The 14,520-nt window shown below is 70.7% G+C and carries 13 protein-coding genes; 2 read left to right on the top strand and 11 right to left on the bottom strand.

Annotated features, from left to right (window positions below; genetic code table 11):
- Positions 1 to 24: 24 nt before the first annotated feature.
- From ACFQ7F_RS12400 to pdhA, 9 genes are all read right to left on the bottom strand, one after another.
- Positions 25 to 567 (bottom strand): bacterial proteasome activator family protein, encoded by a 543-nt coding sequence (locus ACFQ7F_RS12400; protein ID WP_383269622.1) that lies wholly within the window; start codon positions 565 to 567, stop codon positions 25 to 27.
- 86 nt (positions 568 to 653) lie between these two features.
- A complete protein-coding gene (locus ACFQ7F_RS12395) occupies positions 654 to 1,097 on the bottom strand; it encodes a hypothetical protein (protein ID WP_383269620.1) in 444 nt (147 codons plus the stop codon).
- Positions 1,098 to 1,260: 163 nt separating this feature from the next.
- Positions 1,261 to 2,238 carry an NAD(P)H-quinone oxidoreductase gene (locus ACFQ7F_RS12390; RefSeq protein ID WP_383269619.1) on the bottom strand — a complete coding sequence of 326 codons (978 nt, stop codon included), beginning with the start codon at positions 2,236 to 2,238 and terminating at the stop codon, positions 1,261 to 1,263.
- A gap of 39 nt (positions 2,239 to 2,277) precedes the next feature.
- Positions 2,278 to 3,390 carry a potassium channel family protein gene (locus tag ACFQ7F_RS12385; RefSeq protein WP_383269617.1) on the bottom strand — a complete coding sequence of 371 codons (1,113 nt, stop codon included), beginning with the start codon at positions 3,388 to 3,390 and terminating at the stop codon, positions 2,278 to 2,280.
- Complete coding sequence (locus ACFQ7F_RS12380) at positions 3,387 to 4,913, bottom strand: molybdopterin molybdotransferase MoeA (protein ID WP_383269616.1); 1,527 nt, start codon at positions 4,911 to 4,913, stop codon at positions 3,387 to 3,389. Before ACFQ7F_RS12380 ends, ACFQ7F_RS12385 begins: the two co-directional genes overlap by 4 nt.
- Positions 4,910 to 5,854 carry an NTP transferase domain-containing protein gene (locus ACFQ7F_RS12375; RefSeq protein WP_383269630.1) on the bottom strand — a complete coding sequence of 315 codons (945 nt, stop codon included), beginning with the start codon at positions 5,852 to 5,854 and terminating at the stop codon, positions 4,910 to 4,912. The genes ACFQ7F_RS12380 and ACFQ7F_RS12375 overlap by 4 nt, the downstream gene beginning before the upstream one ends.
- A 259-nt stretch (positions 5,855 to 6,113) precedes the next feature.
- Positions 6,114 to 7,607 (bottom strand): dihydrolipoamide acetyltransferase family protein, encoded by a 1,494-nt coding sequence (locus ACFQ7F_RS12370; RefSeq protein WP_383269614.1) that lies wholly within the window; start codon positions 7,605 to 7,607, stop codon positions 6,114 to 6,116.
- Positions 7,607 to 8,635 carry an alpha-ketoacid dehydrogenase subunit beta gene (locus ACFQ7F_RS12365; RefSeq protein ID WP_383269612.1) on the bottom strand — a complete coding sequence of 343 codons (1,029 nt, stop codon included), beginning with the start codon at positions 8,633 to 8,635 and terminating at the stop codon, positions 7,607 to 7,609. Before ACFQ7F_RS12365 ends, ACFQ7F_RS12370 begins: the two co-directional genes overlap by 1 nt.
- Entirely contained in the window at positions 8,632 to 9,789 is a 1,158-nt protein-coding gene (gene pdhA, locus ACFQ7F_RS12360; protein ID WP_383269611.1) for a pyruvate dehydrogenase (acetyl-transferring) E1 component subunit alpha, read from the bottom strand. The genes ACFQ7F_RS12365 and pdhA overlap by 4 nt, the downstream gene beginning before the upstream one ends.
- 204 nt (positions 9,790 to 9,993) lie before the next feature.
- On the opposite strand from pdhA, the gene ACFQ7F_RS12355 reads away from it, so the two are divergent.
- On the top strand, positions 9,994 to 10,503 hold the full coding sequence (locus ACFQ7F_RS12355) for an Lrp/AsnC family transcriptional regulator (protein ID WP_383269628.1): 510 nt from the start codon (positions 9,994 to 9,996) through the stop codon (positions 10,501 to 10,503).
- A gap of 4 nt (positions 10,504 to 10,507) precedes the next feature.
- Here the strand turns inward: ACFQ7F_RS12355 and ACFQ7F_RS12350 are convergent, their stop codons facing one another.
- Together ACFQ7F_RS12350 and ACFQ7F_RS12345 are read right to left on the bottom strand one after the other, a co-directional pair.
- Positions 10,508 to 11,101 carry a TetR/AcrR family transcriptional regulator gene (locus tag ACFQ7F_RS12350; protein WP_383269609.1) on the bottom strand — a complete coding sequence of 198 codons (594 nt, stop codon included), beginning with the start codon at positions 11,099 to 11,101 and terminating at the stop codon, positions 10,508 to 10,510.
- On the bottom strand, positions 11,098 to 12,615 hold the full coding sequence (locus ACFQ7F_RS12345; protein ID WP_383269607.1) for a 3-hydroxyacyl-CoA dehydrogenase: 1,518 nt from the start codon (positions 12,613 to 12,615) through the stop codon (positions 11,098 to 11,100). Before ACFQ7F_RS12345 ends, ACFQ7F_RS12350 begins: the two co-directional genes overlap by 4 nt.
- Before the next feature lie 196 nt (positions 12,616 to 12,811).
- On the opposite strand from ACFQ7F_RS12345, the gene paaN reads away from it, so the two are divergent.
- Positions 12,812 to 14,503, top strand: coding sequence for a phenylacetic acid degradation protein PaaN (gene paaN / locus ACFQ7F_RS12340; protein WP_383269605.1), 1,692 nt, complete (start codon positions 12,812 to 12,814; stop codon positions 14,501 to 14,503).
- Positions 14,504 to 14,520: the final 17 nt, after the last annotated feature.

Raw genomic sequence — 14,520 nt, 5'->3', positions numbered from 1 at the left:
GCGTTTCTGGTACCTGGTGACCGCTTAGAGGTAAGGCCCTCCGGACCGCCCCGCGATACCGCCGTCCTCTTCCTCCTCGCCGCCGCCCACACCGGGCGGCAACGCGCGCCGCATCGACTCCAGCTGCGCCCGCGCCGCCATCTGCTGCGCGAAGAGAGCCGTCTGGATCCCGTGGAAGAGCCCTTCCAACCAGCCCACAAGCTGGGCCTGCGCGATGCGCAGTTCGGCGTCGCTGGGCACTCCCTCGTCGGTGAAGGGCAGGGAGAGTCGTTCCAGTTCCTCGACGAGCTCGGGGGCGAGACCGTCCTCGAGCTCCTTGACCGAACTGGCGTGGATCTCCTTGAGCCGTACCCGGCTCGCCTCGTCGAGAGGTGCCGCCCGCACTTCCTCGAGCAGCTGCTTGATCATGCTGCCGATGCGCATGACCTTCGCCGGCTGTTCGACCATGTCCGTCACCGGGACCTCGCGGGATTCGTCGTCTCCGCCGCCGCCGAGCGCCATTCCGTCCTGTCCGACAACCAGGACCTGGGGGCTCTCCGGCGACCTTTCGTTCCTCGGCATCTCCATGCCGCCATTCTCTCGCACGCGTACATCACACATCGGTGGTGCCCCCATTTGCCGCTGATCCACCGTGTACGACGGGCCCGGTCTTGTCAGCCGCGGCGCAGCCGCACGGCGAAGAAGGCGACTCCGAGGCCGATGAGGACGAGTCCGCTGCCGAGCGGCAGGACGCGAAGGCCGGGGACGGCCGGTCCTGTGGCGGTCCGCCGGGTGGCGTCGGACGCGGTGGTACTGGTGCCGGACCGCCTGTCGCCCTGCTTGTCGGCCTGGTCGGCGGCCAGCTTGTCCGCCTGTACGTCCTGTTCGTCGGCCTGCTTGTCAGGGGGCTCGGACACCGACGGAGGCGGGGGCGGTGGTGGCACCGGATCTGCCCGCCCCGGCCGGACCCTGCCCTCGCCGGGAACGCTTCCGGCACGGGTCTCGCCGGGAGAGGGATCAGCCGCGTACGAGAGCGATATCGGTGAGACGGCCAGGAGCACCGTCAGGATCAACAGACGGCGAAGCCATGGAGTCATCAGGCGCAGCCATGGAGTCATCACGCTGACCCCCTCCCGCTACCGGGTCGCCAAGATCAAGAGAGATCACTGAAGCTGCACCAAGCGTCACACAGTGACACAACTCCGGCATCTCGACCGTCTTGGCAACCCGTCTCGGCGACCCGTCTCAGCGACCCGTCTCGGCAACCCGGCGGCGGAGCGCTCAGCGAACGAGCAGCACCTTTCCGATGTGCGAGCTCTCCTCCAGTACGCGATGGGCGGCCGCCGCATCACTCATCGGCACCGTCTGATCGACGATCGGGCGTACGTGGCCCGCGGCGATCAGCGGCCACACATGCTCGCGCACCGCCGCGACGATCGTCGCCTTCTCCGCGGCGGGACGGCCGCGCAGTGAGGTCGCGGTGACGGCGGCGCGCTTGTTCAGGAGCGTGGCGATGTTCAGCTCGCCCTTGACGCCGCCCTGCATACCGATGATCGCGAGCCGACCGTTGGTGGCGAGGGTCTGCACGTTCCGGTCCAGGTACTTGGCGCCCATGTTGTCGAGGATGACGTCCGCGCCCGCGCCGTCCGTGGCGCTCTTGATCTCCTCGACGAAGTCCTGCTCGCGGTAGTTGATGAGGATGTCCGCGCCGAGCTCCCGGCAGAAGTCGAGCTTCTCCTTGCTGCCCGCCGTGACCGCCACCGTGGCGCCGACGGCCTTCGCCAGCTGGATCGCCATGGTGCCGATACCGCTGGAGCCGCCGTGCACGAGGAACGTCTCGCCGGGGCGGAGGTGGGAAATCATGAAGACGTTGGACCAGACCGTCGACGTCACCTCGGGCAGCGCGGCCGCCGTGACGAGGTCGACGCCTTGGGGAACGGGCATCAGCTGGCCGACGGGGACGACGACTTGCTCGGCGTAGCCGCCGCCGGCGAGCAGCGCGCACACCTCGTCGCCGATCTCCCAGCCGGAGACACCGGCACCGATGTCGGTGACGCGGCCCGCGCACTCAAGGCCCGGATAGGGGGACGAGCCGGGTGGCGGGTTGTAGAAGCCCTGGCGCTGGAGCAGGTCGGCGCGGTTCACGGCGCTGGCGACGACGTCGACCAGCACCTCACCCTCGCCGGGTACGGGATCGGGGACCTCGGCCCATACGAGCGCTTCGGGTCCGCCGGCTTCGGGGATCGTGATCGCATGCATGCGGGCGAGGCTACTCTCTGCGGATTCCAGCCGGTCCGACTACGTGCGCAGACCGCCGCGCGGCGGATTCGACCGGGCGTCGGGGGCCATCGGTGACGTCGGCGTCGCCCGCACGATGGTGATGAGACGGTCCATCAACTGCAGCTTCCCGACGGCAGGATCGTCGTACCCGAGCACCCGGTGCCCGCGTACGACACTCACGACGAGGTCGTCCGTCTCGCGGACTCCCATCCCCACCTCGGCCTTTATCACCGGCCGTTCGACGAGATCGAGCCCGCTGCCCTGCTGGATCAGATCCTCCATGACCATGCCCGCACTGGGGCTGAGCACGGAGAGGCCGAGCAGCCGTCCCGCCGCGCTGGCACTGGTGATCACCGCGTCGGCGCCGGACTGACGGAGGAGCGGAGCGTTCTCCTCCTCGCGCACCGCGGCCACGATCTTCGCCGCGCGGTTCATCTGCCGGGCGGTCAGCGTGACCAGTACCGCGGTGTCGTCGCGCTGGGTCGCGATGATGATCTGCCGGGCGCGCTGCACCTCGGCACGGAGCAGCACATCGCTGCGCGTCGCATCGCCGATGACGCCCGCGTAGCCCTCCGCCGTGGCGGCGTCGACGACCTTCGCGCTCGGGTCGACGACCACGATCTGCTCGGGCTTCAGACCGGTCGCGCAGACGGTCTGGATCGCGGAGCGGCCCTTCGTACCGAAGCCGACGACGACGGTGTGTTCACGCAAGTTGGACCTCCAGCGGTTCAGGCGCCATTCCTCGCGCGTACGTTCCGTGAGCACTTCGAGAGTGGTGCCGACCAGGATGATCAGGAAGAGCACGCGCAGCGGCGTGATCAGGAGAATGTTGCAGAGCCGCGCGCTGTCGCTGTACGGGACGATGTCGCCGTAACCGGTGGTGGAGAGCGTGACGGTGGAGTAGTAGGCGGCGTCGAGGAAGTCGAGCCGGTTGTCCGAGTTGTCGTGATAGCCGCTGCGGTCGATCCAGACGATGAAGGTCGTCAGGGCGAGCACCGCGAGCGCCATGAGGAGCCGCTTGCCGACCTGGAGCAGGGGGCGCTCGACGACTCGGCGGGGCAGCTTGATCCGGTGGGTCACAAGGTGTTCGTCGGGATGGCGGGCGATGGCGTCGTGGCCGGGAAGTTTCACGTGAAACACTCCCCGGCCGTGTCCGCGCCCGTTCCTGCTTCGGACAGCGCCCACGGGAGGTCGAGGACCTCAAGCTCCTGGCCCTGTCGTCCGCCACCCGGCGGAACGACCGCGAGGCCGTCGGCCACCGCGATCCCGCGCAGCATGGCCGGGCCGTTGTAGTGCAGCGGCACCGCGTGGTCGGCGCGGAGGGTGACGGGGACGAGCCGGGTGTCGTGCGGATGCCCGTGCACGTCCTCGCGCAGAACAGCGGTGTACGTCGACGGGGCGCGGCGCCCCGAGAGCGTACGCAGCAGGGGCTCGGCCAGGGTCAGCAGGCCGGAGACGGCGGCGAGCGGGTTGCCGGGCAGGCCGACGAGGTGCTGGTCGGGGCGGATGCGGGCGAGCAGCATGGGGTGCCCGGGGCGTACCGCGACGCCGTCCACGAGGAGTTCGGCGCCGATGCGGCGCAGGATGGGGTGGACGTGGTCGACCGGGCCGGATGCGGTGCCGCCGGTGGTGACGATGAGGTCGGCGGTCGAGGTGGTGATGGCCTGGTGGAGCGCCTCGGCGTCGTCACCGAGCCTGCGCACCGCGATGACTTCCGCACCGAGCGAGCGCAGCCAGGACGGGAGCATGGGCCCGAGCGCGTCACGGATGAGACCCTCGTGGGGGAGCCCTTCGGTCAGCAACTCGTCGCCCAGGATCAGCACTTCGGCCCTGGGCCGGGGGACCACGGGCAGTTCGTCGTACCCCGCGGCTGCCGCGAGACCGAGCACCACCGGGGTCACCAGGGTGCCGAGTGGCAGGAGTTGTTCGCCGGATCGGCACTCCTGGCCGCGCGGCCGGATGTCCTGCCCCTGTGTGACGTCACGCTGGGGGTGCAGCCGCCCCTTGTCGTCGATAAGGCCGTGCTCGCTGCGGATGACGGCGGTGGCCTCCTGCGGGATCCGCGCCCCGGTCGCGATCCGCACGGCCTCGCCGTCGGAGAGCGGCTCGGGCTGCCCGTGCCCGGCAAGAATCCCGTCGGCCCGAACGTCCCAGGGGCCGGGCCCGGCGACGACCCAGCCGTCCATCGCCGAGGTGTCGAAGGAGGGCAGATCGGTGAGGGCGGCGAGGGGCGCGGCAAGAACGAGACCGAGCGCTTGCCCCAGGGAGACGGCGGACGGCGCGGTGGCCGGCGCCGTGGAGGGAACGGGGCCGGGGGCACGTCCGGCGGTGGTGCGGGCGGCGGGCCAGGGGGTGATGTCGCGGTGCTTGGCTTGGGTGGTGGGGTTGTTGGGGGTGGTGGGGGTGGTGCGGTCGCTGGGGGCGCCGGGTCCGCTCGCGGCGGTGGGTACGGCGGGTGCGGAGGGTGCCGCAGGACCGGACGGAGGCCGGGGCGCGGCTTCGTGCCCCGGGTCACCCGAGGCGGCCGACGCACTTCGAGGGCCGCCGCCGGCGGACGCACCGTCGGGGCGCATGCCGGACCTGCGGTCATGATCGTCGTTCACCAGGGCGAGAGCCTCGTCGAGTTCGGCGTCCGGCGCGGGCCGCCCAGTCATCCGGCATCCGGCCGCATGGCGTCCCGCGCGTCCTGGCCCGGGTCGGGGTCGCCCGCCTTCTCGTCAGGCCCGGCGACGGGCTTTTCGCCGGGGACCGCACCCGGCGTTGTGCCGGGCCCCGCCTCGGAGCCGCCCTCCTCGGCCCACCGCGTGGCCAGCGCCGCCGCCTTGCGGGCGGCTTCGGCCACCGTTTCGGGCCCGCCGCCCTCTGCGGCCCGCGCCGCCGCATACCCCACCAGGAAGGTGGTCAGCGGAGCCGCAGGCCTGGCCACGCCGTGTGCGGCGTCGCGGGCGAGGTCGAGCAGCAAGCCGGTGTCGACGTCGAGCTCGATGCCCAGTTCGTCCTTGACTGCGGAAATCCATTCATCCAACACGTGCCCATGCTCCCTGATACGTGCCCGTGCGGCGGCGATGTCGTCCCAGGTGTCGCAGTCGAAGGACGCGACCGGGTCAGTGACCCGGGTGAGTTCGAGCCGCGCGGTGAGCGACTTGAGCGGAAGACCCGTCAGACCATCGTGCTCAGCGGCGAGCAGCGCCATCTCACGCTTCAGCGACGCACTGCGGTAGGCGGCGACCAGCGGCTGGTCCCGGCCGCCGGGGTCCCTCAGCACCGCACCGTCCGCGCCGCTCTCCCGCAGCGCGACGAGAAGGCGCAGGACCGTCCGCTCCTCCAGGAACGGCAGATCGGCGGAGAGCACCACCACCTGCTCCGCCTCCGTGCGCCGCAGCCCCGCGTCGAGCGCGGCGAGCGGCCCTGCCCCGGCGGGTTCCTCGCGCGCCCATTCCACGGGGCGCGCGGTCGGCCGGGGAGCGGCGACGACCACCGTCGTCCCCGCTCCGGAACACGCGCCGAGCACCCGGTCGAGCAGCGCCCGGCCGCCCACCCGTACGCCGGGCTTGTCCGCACCGCCGAGCCGTCTGGCGCCGCCTCCCGCGAGCACCACGGCGTCGTACGGAGCGTCGTGCTGATCGTCGAGCGGGGCGTCGGTCGGGGCATCGGTCCGGGCATCGGTCCGGGCATCGTTCAAGGCATCGGTCGGGGCGGCGTCCGATGCGGCGGATACGGCGCCACCCGGAGCCCTCTGCGCGGTCATGCCCCGAGTATGGGCATACGAAGGATCAATGCCACCCCTCGGTGCACCCCTCTGTAGGGGGACTCACATCACCGCGCCGGGACTCACACCGCTGTTCCGAGCCTCCTCACACCGCCCGCAGCAACACCGCGGGCTGCTCCACGCAGTCCGCCACGAACCGCAGGAACCCGCCCGCCGTACCTCCGTCGCACACCCGGTGGTCGAAGGTGAGCGAGAGCTGCACGACGTGGCGCACAGCCAACTCCCCTTGGTGCACCCACGGCTTGGGCACGATCCGGCCCACGCCGAGCATGGCCGCCTCGGGGTGATTGATGATCGGCGTGGATCCGTCGACCCCGAACACCCCGTAGTTGTTCAACGTGAACGTGCCGCCCGTCAGTTCCCCCGGTGTCAGCTTCCCGTCCCGCGCCGCCCGGGTGAGCCGGATCAGCTCGGTGTTGACCGATTCGGTGGTCCGCGCGTTCGCGTTCCTGACCACGGGAACGACCAGGCCGCGGTCGGTCTGTGCGGCGAAGCCGATGTGGACATCGGCGAGCCTGACCACCTCGCGCGCCTCCATGTCCACGGTGGAGTTGAGCATCGGATAGCGAGCCAGTGCGGCCACACTGATGCGGGCGAACAGCGCGAGCAGCGAGATCTTCTGCCCGTCGCCCTCCTTCACGGCCGCGTTCATCGCGGCGCGCGCCGCAAGCAGTTCGGTCGCGTCGGCATCGACCCAGCAGGTGGCTTCCGGTATCTCACGCCTGCTGCGGGACATCTTGTCCGCGACGAGGCCCCTGATGCCGGTCAGCGGATAGCGGACCTCCGTCCCCGGCGCTTCCCGGAGCTCCTCGCTCGCCGGTACCACCGCCGGGCGCGTGAGCGTGTCCTCGTACGCGGTCGCCTCGTGGGCGGTCGTCTCGTGAGCGGTCGTCCGCCCCTCCACGATGGCCGTCTCCACGTCGGCCCGCATGATCAGCCCGTCCGGGCCCGTGCCCGTCAACTCCCGCAGTTCCACGCCGTTCTCACGCGCCAGCTTCCGTACGAGGGGCGAGATCACCGGTATCGGGCCGTCCGCGTGCGGGAAGGTGCCCGAACCAGAACCGGCGGCCTCGGGCGTCCCGGCAGGCTGCCGCAGCCGCGGCGGCTTCTCCTGCCGGACGGGTTGCCGGGCGGGCTGCGAGGCAGGCTTCGGGGCGGATTGTGTGGCGGGCCCCGCCGACCGCACCCGCCTGCGCCGCGCGGGTGCCGCGGCCGTTCCGTACCCGACGAGGACGTTGCCGGAGGACTCCTCGGCGGCAGCCGCTTGCAGCGCCCGCTCCGCCGGCTCCTGCGGCGCCGGGCCCGCGTTCCCGTCCGGAGCGCCGACGGCGACCGTCAACAGCGTGGATCCCACCGGAAGTTCCGTACCCTCTTCACCGAAGCGAGCCGTCACCACCCCTCCGTACGGGCAGGGCACCTCCACCATCGCCTTGGCCGTCTCCACCTCGACGACGGGCTGGTCCACGGCGACGACATCGCCGACCTGGACGAGCCAGCGGGTGATCTCCGCCTCCGTGAGCCCCTCACCGAGGTCGGGCAGCTTGAATTCAAGGTTGTTCACCTGCAGACCGGGCGCCATCAGCTGTCCGCCTCCCACTGCAGACGCGCGACCGCGTCCAGGATCCGGTCCACGCCCGGCAGGTGATGCCGCTCGAGCATCGGCGGCGGATAGGGGATGTCGAATCCGGCGACGCGCAGGACCGGCGCCTGAAGGTGGTGGAAGCACCGCTCGGTGACGCGGGCGGCGATCTCCCCGCCGGGGCCGCCGAACCCGCCCGACTCGTGCACGACGACCGCGCGCCCGGTCCGCCGCACGGAAGCGGCCACCGTCTCGTCGTCGAAGGGCACGAGGGAGCGCAGATCGACCACTTCGAGGTCCCAGCCCTCGGCTACCGCAGCCTCGGCCGCCTCCAGGCAGACGGGCACGGAAGGCCCGTACGTCAGGAGCGTGGCGCTGCGCCCGGTGCGCCGCACCACCGCCTTGCCTATGGGTTCAACGGTTTGCGGTGCGTCCGGGTTCCAGTCGGCCTTGGACCAGTAGAGGCGCTTCGGCTCCAGGAAGACGACCGGGTCGTCGGATGCGATGGAGGCCCTCAGCAGGCCATAGGCGTCGGCGACCGTGGCGGGCGTGACGACATGGAGCCCCGGAGTCGCCATGTAGTACGCCTCGGAGGAGTCGCTGTGGTGCTCGACGCCTCCGATGCCACCGCCGTAGGGCACGCGCACCGTGATGGGCAGCGGCATCGCGCCCCGTGTGCGGTTCCGCATCCGCGCCACGTGGGAGATGAGCTGCTCGAAGGCGGGATAGGCGAACGCGTCGAACTGCATCTCGACGACGGGCCGAAGGCCGTACATCGCCATGCCGACGGCCGTCCCCAGGATGCCCGCCTCGGCGAGCGGTGTGTCCGTACAGCGGTCCTCGCCGAACTCCTTGGTGAGTCCGTCGGTGACCCGGAAGACCCCGCCGAGCGCCCCGACGTCCTCTCCGAGGACGTGTACGGCCGGGTCATCGGCCAGGGAGTCGCGCAGCGCGCGCCCGAGCGCCTGCGCCATGGTCGCCGGTTTGGCTGTCTTCTTGGTGGCCCGTTCGGCCGCGATCGTGCTCATCGCGCGTTCCCCTCGCCGTCCGCGTTCTCCGCGTCGTCTTCTGCCTCGAGCTCGGCCCGCAGCTGGGCCGCCTGCTCGCGCAGTTGGGTGGTCTGCTCGGCGTACACATGGCTGAAGAGGTCCATGGGGTTCAGCTCAGGGTCCCGGTTCATGCGTTCGCGCAGGTCGGCCGCCATGGCCTCGGCGTCGTCGCGGACCGCCCGCGTCCGGTCATCGTCGAGGAGGCCGCGCTCGGTCAGCTCCCGCTCCAGGAGCAGGATCGGGTCGTGCGCGCGCCAGGCCTCGACCTCCGCGTCCCCGCGGTAACGCGTGGCGTCATCGGCGTTCGTATGGGCCTCCATGCGGTACGTCACCGCTTCGACGAGCGTGGGGCCGCCGCCCTGACGCGCGCGGGACACCGCGTCGCTCAGCACCTCGTGCACCGCCGCAGCGTCATTGCCGTCCACCAGGCGTCCCGGCATTCCGTACCCGACGGCCTTGTGGGCAAGGGACGGGGCCGCCGTCTGCTTGTCGAGCGGCACGGAGATCGCGAAGCCGTTGTTCTGCACCAGGAAGACGACGGGCGCCTGCCAGACGGCCGCGAAGTTCAGTGCCTCGTGGAAATCGCCCTCGCTGGTGCCGCCGTCGCCGACCATGGCGAGCGCGACCACGTCGTCGCCCTTCAGGCGGGCGGCGTGCGCGAGCCCCACGGCGTGCGGGAGCTGGGTCGCCAGAGGGGTGCACAGGGGCGCTATGCGGTACTCACGCGGGTCGTACCCGGTGTGCCAGTCGCCGCGCAGCAAGGTCAGCGCCTGGACGGGGTCGAGGCCACGGGCGACCGCGGCGAGCGTGTCCCGGTAACTGGGGAAGAGCCAGTCCCGCTCCTTGAGGACGAGCGCGGCGGCCACCTCGCACGCCTCCTGGCCGGTGCTCGACGGGTAGACGGCGAGCCTGCCCTGCTTCGTGAGGGCGGTTGCCTGGGTGTTGTACCGCCGTCCGCGCACCAGCTGTGCGTACAGGCGGCCCAGGAGCTCGTCGTCGGCCTTGCCGGCGGCCTCCGTGCCCAGGACGCGGTACGGCTCCGCGTCGGGCAGCAGCGGCGCGGGATCGGTCCTGAGCTGCCATGCGGGTGGCGGGGTGGGCCGGTAGACGCCCCGCTGCTCCATGACCGTCATGTCGGCACCTCCATGTGGAAGCGATCTCCTCTTGGGAGCGGCAAAGAGGCGCGGCAATGTGAGGCGCCTCACCTACCGATTGTTCGGTCGTCGGCACATTTTGGCTACAGGCACCTCCAGGCTGTGGACAAACGGTTCTCCACAGCCTGGGATGGATGCAGTACGTCCATGGTAGGGAGGCGGGGGGACATGGCATCTGAACGAATGGCCGACGGGCGCGACGGTGATCGTCCGGAAATCCGGCCCGGCGACCGCCAGGAGGACCTGCCCCGCCCGCTGGACCCGATCGATCGCGACATCCTGCACATCCTGCACACTGACGGTCGCGCGTCGATACGGTCCGTGGCCGAGCGCGTCCATGTGTCACGGGCCAACGCGTACGCACGCATCAACCGGCTCATCGACGACGGAGTGATCCGCGGCTTCGGCGCGCGGATCAACCACGAGCGGGCAGGCCAGGGTGCGTCCGCGTACATCACGCTCAAGATCGTCCAGAACACCTGGCGCACGGTCCGCGAGCATCTGCGCACGCTGCCGGGCGCTTCGCACATCGCGCTGGTCAGCGGAGACTTCGACGTGCTGCTCTTGGTGCACACGCCGGACAACCGCGCGCTGCGCGAGCTGGTCCTCACCCGGCTGCAGTCCATCCCCGAAGTGCTCAGCACGCGTACGTTGCTGGTCTTCGAGGAGGACGACCTGGATCCGGAGAGCTGACCCGTCAGCCGCCGCTGCGGAGCCCCGCGAAGGCCAACTGCACGACGGCGTCGGCGACCTGCTCGCCCGATGAGGCGCCACGGGCCTCCGGCTTGTACCACTCCACGATGGAGTTGATCATGCCGAAGAGCAGCCGGGTGGCGAGGCGCAGCTCGACGTCCGAGCGCAGGTCGCCGTCGGCGATGGCTTCCTTGAGCAGATCGGCGACCTGCTGGTCGAACTCCCTGCGGCGCTCCATGGCCCACCGCTCGGTGTCCGTGTTGCCCCGCACGCGCAGGAGCAGCGTCACATAGGGCAGCTCGGCGATCAGCACCTCGACGGTGCGGCGAGTGACGTGCTCCAGGCGCTGCACGGCGGTGCCCACGCGCGCGTGCTCCTCGGCGAGGATTCCGAAGAGCCCGTCGAGCGCGCGGCTCACCGCACGGCGCAGCAACTCCTCCTTGCCGGACACGTGGTGGTAGATCGAGGACTTGGAGATGCCGGCGGCCTTGGAGAGGTGCTCCATGGACGTGCCGTCGTAACCGCGCTCGTTGAAGACCCGGACCGCCACCGTCAGGAGGGTCTCCGGGGTGTACGTGTCGCGCCTGGTGGTGGTCATGCGTAGAGGTCCTCTCGCGCTGCCGCGCTGCGCAGTCCCTGGGACGGCGCGTAGCGGCCGGTGGGGTACTCCTGGTGCAGGCATTCCAGGATGTCGATGGCCCAGTGCGCGTTGAGCGCCTCGCCCCATTCGAGCGGTCCACGTGGGTAGTTGACGCCCAGGCGCATCGCCGTGTCGATGTCCTCTCTGCTGGCGACACCGCGCGCGACGGCGTCCTGGGCGAAGTCGACGAGCATGGCGACGGTACGGGCCACGATCATCCCCGGGGCATCGGCGATGACACTGACCTGCTTGCCCAGTGCCTGGAAGAGGCCCACGGCCTCGTGGAGCTGGTCCTCGCTCACCGCCACGGAGGGGGACAGGGCGATCCTGGTCGCGGAACGGTAGTCCAGCGCGAGATCGAACTGGATCACCGCCGTCTCGGCGTCGCCCCCTGCGCAACCGTCGGCCAGATACATCCTTACGCCGCTGGGCAGTTCGAGCCAGCCGGGGCGGTCGGGGTCGTAGGGCTCCTTGTGCACGACGTCGATACCGGCTTCGTCGAACAGCCCGACAAGGTCCTGCGCCTGGAACTGGTCTCCGTGCACCGCGACGGACGCCGGGGCCGGTGCGGGCGCCGCCGTGTGGGGCTCGGCGCGCGATGCGTCGTCCCCGTACGCGTACCAGCCCTGACCCGACTTACGGCCCAGGCGGCGTGATTCGACGAGGCGGCGCTGGGCGAGTGACGGCGTGAACTTGGGGTCCTGGTAGAAGGACTCCCACACGGAGCGGGTGACGGCTTCGTTCACGTCCTGGCCGATGAGATCGGTGAGTTCGAAGGGGCCCATCTTGAAGCCGCCGGATTCGCGCAGGACGGCGTCGATGGTGGCCGGGTCGGTGGCCCGCTCCTCGTAGAGTCGCAGCGCCTCGGCGTAGAAGGGGCGGGCGATCCGGTTGACGATGAAGCCGGGGGTGTCCGCGCTGCGCACCGGCGTCTTGCCCCAGGCCCGCGCCGTCTCGTACGCGCGCGTGGCGGCCGTTTCGTCGGTCGCGAAGCCGCTGACCACCTCGACCAGGGGGAGGAGCGGCGCGGGGTTGAAGAAGTGCAGTCCGACGAAGCGACCGGGCTTCTCGAGCGTGCCCGCGATGGCGGTGACCGAGAGGGAAGAGGTGTTGGTGGCGAGGAGACAGTTCTCGCCGACGATCTTTTCAAGATCCTCGAAGAGGCTCTGTTTGACAGGCAGTTGTTCCAGGATCGCCTCGATGACGAGTCCGCACCCGGCAAGATCGGCGAGGCTGCCGACCGGCATGATCCGGCCTCCCGCGGCGGACCGGTCGTCGGCCGTGAGCCTGCCCTTCTCGACGAGCCGGTCCAGGCGTGCGCCGATCGCGGCGGCCGCGGTCTTCGCCTGGCCCTCAACGGCGTCGTACAGCCGCACGGGGTGACCGGCCAGCAGGGCGACCTGGGCGATGCCCTGGCCCATGGTGCCGGTGCCGACCACGGCAACGGGGCTGCTGAGCTCGAGTGCTGTCATGCTCGCGATCCTCCCGCACGAGATGTCCGCCGGAGGGTGCGGGGGTGCCCGGCGAGAAGTTGTCCACAGGTTCGGCGGACCCCCTTGTCCCGACCGATCGTTCGGTTACTCTAGCTCTGTCCGTCTGTTCCTGCCCACTGCCCTGCCCAGCTCGCCGGCTCGACGAAGAGCCGGCTCGACGAGGAGTTGGTCCGATATGGCCGCCGAACTCACCGCGCACCAGCTGATCGCCACGCACCGGCCCACGCTCGACCAGGCCCTTGAGACGATCCGCACACGCGCGTACTGGTCGCCGCACCCCGAGCACCCCAAGGCCTACGGAGAGAACGGCAGCCTGAGCCTGCCCGAGGGCAAAACCGCCTTCGACGCCCTCCTGGGCAGCCGCTTCGATCTCGACCAGCCGGGCACGGACGACTGGACAGGCGCGGAAGTCTCTCCGTACGGAACCGAGTTGGGCATCACATACCCCCACCCGGACATCGACACGCTGCTGCCCGCGATGCGCGCCGGAATGCGTGCCTGGCGCGAGGCGGGCGCGGAAGTGCGCGCGATGGTCTGTCTGGAGATCCTGTCGCGCATCAGCGCCCGCACGCACGAGATGGCCCACGCGGTCATGCACACCAGCGGCCAGGCCTTCATGATGGCCTTCCAGGCGGGCGGTCCGCACGCCCAGGACCGCGGCCTCGAAGCGGTGACGTATGCGTACGCCGAGCAGGCACGCACCCCTGACGCCGCCGAGTGGTCCAAGCCCCAGGGCAAGCGCGACCCGATCGCGCTGGACAAGCGCTTCACGCCCGTGGGGCGCGGCATCGCGCTCCTGATCGGCTGCAACACGTTCCCGACGTGGAACGGCTACCCGGGCCTGTTCGCCTCACTGGCCACCGGAAACCCCGTCCTGGTCAAGCCCCACCCGCGCGCGGTGCTTCCGCTCGCGCTGACGGTGCGCATCGCGCGCGAGGTCCTCGCCGAGGCGGGCTTCGACCCGAACCTGGTGTGCCTGGCCGCCGAGCGCCCCGGTGAGGGCATCGCCAAGAACCTCGCCGTCCGCCCCGAGATCAAGATCATCGACTACACGGGCTCGACGGCCTTCGGTGACTGGCTGGAGGCCAACGCCCGCCAGGCGCAGGTCTACACGGAAAAGGCCGGCGTGAACACGGTCGTCGTCGACTCGACCGACAACTACAAGGGGATGCTGTCCAACCTGGCCTTCTCCCTGTCGCTGTACAGCGGCCAGATGTGCACGACCCCGCAGAACCTCCTGATCCCCCGGGACGGCATCGCGACGGACGCCGGGGCGAAGTCGTACGACGACGTGGTGTCCGACCTCGCCGCGTCGGTGAACGGCCTGCTCGGCGACGACGCCCGGGCGAACGGCATCCTCGGCGCCCTGGTGAACCCGGACGTGAAGGCCCGCCTCGAGGCTGCGGCCGGACTCGGCGAAGTGGCTCTCCCCTCACGGGAGATCAGCAACCCCGAGTTCCCGGACGCCGTGGTCCGCACCCCGGTCATCGTCAAGCTGGACGGCGCGAAACCGGACGCCGAGGCGGTCTATCTGAACGAGTGCTTCGGCCCCGTCTCCTTCGCCGTCGCGGTCGACTCCTCCGCGGACGCCGTGGAGTTGCTGCGCCGCACGGTGCGCGACAAGGGCGCGATGACGGTCGGCGCGTACACGACCTCGGACGAGGTGTCCGGCGCCGTGGAGGAGACCTGCCTCGAGGAGTGCGCCCAGCTCTCCTTGAACCTCACGGGCGGCGTCTATGTGAACCAGACGGCGGCGTTCTCGGACTTCCACGGCTCGGGCGGCAACCCGGCGGCGAACGCCGCCCTGTGCGACGGAGCCTTCGTGGCCAACCGCTTCCGCGTGGTGGAGGTGCGCAGGGACGCCTGACGCGAAGGGCGCCCTGG

Origin of the sequence: Streptomyces sp. NPDC056486 (genome assembly GCF_042795295.1) — a bacterium.
Classification (GTDB): Bacteria; Actinomycetota; Actinomycetes; order Streptomycetales; family Streptomycetaceae; genus Streptomyces.
The sequence above is the reverse complement of the archived record's forward strand: the minus strand, read 5'-3'. Positions and strand labels throughout refer to the sequence as shown.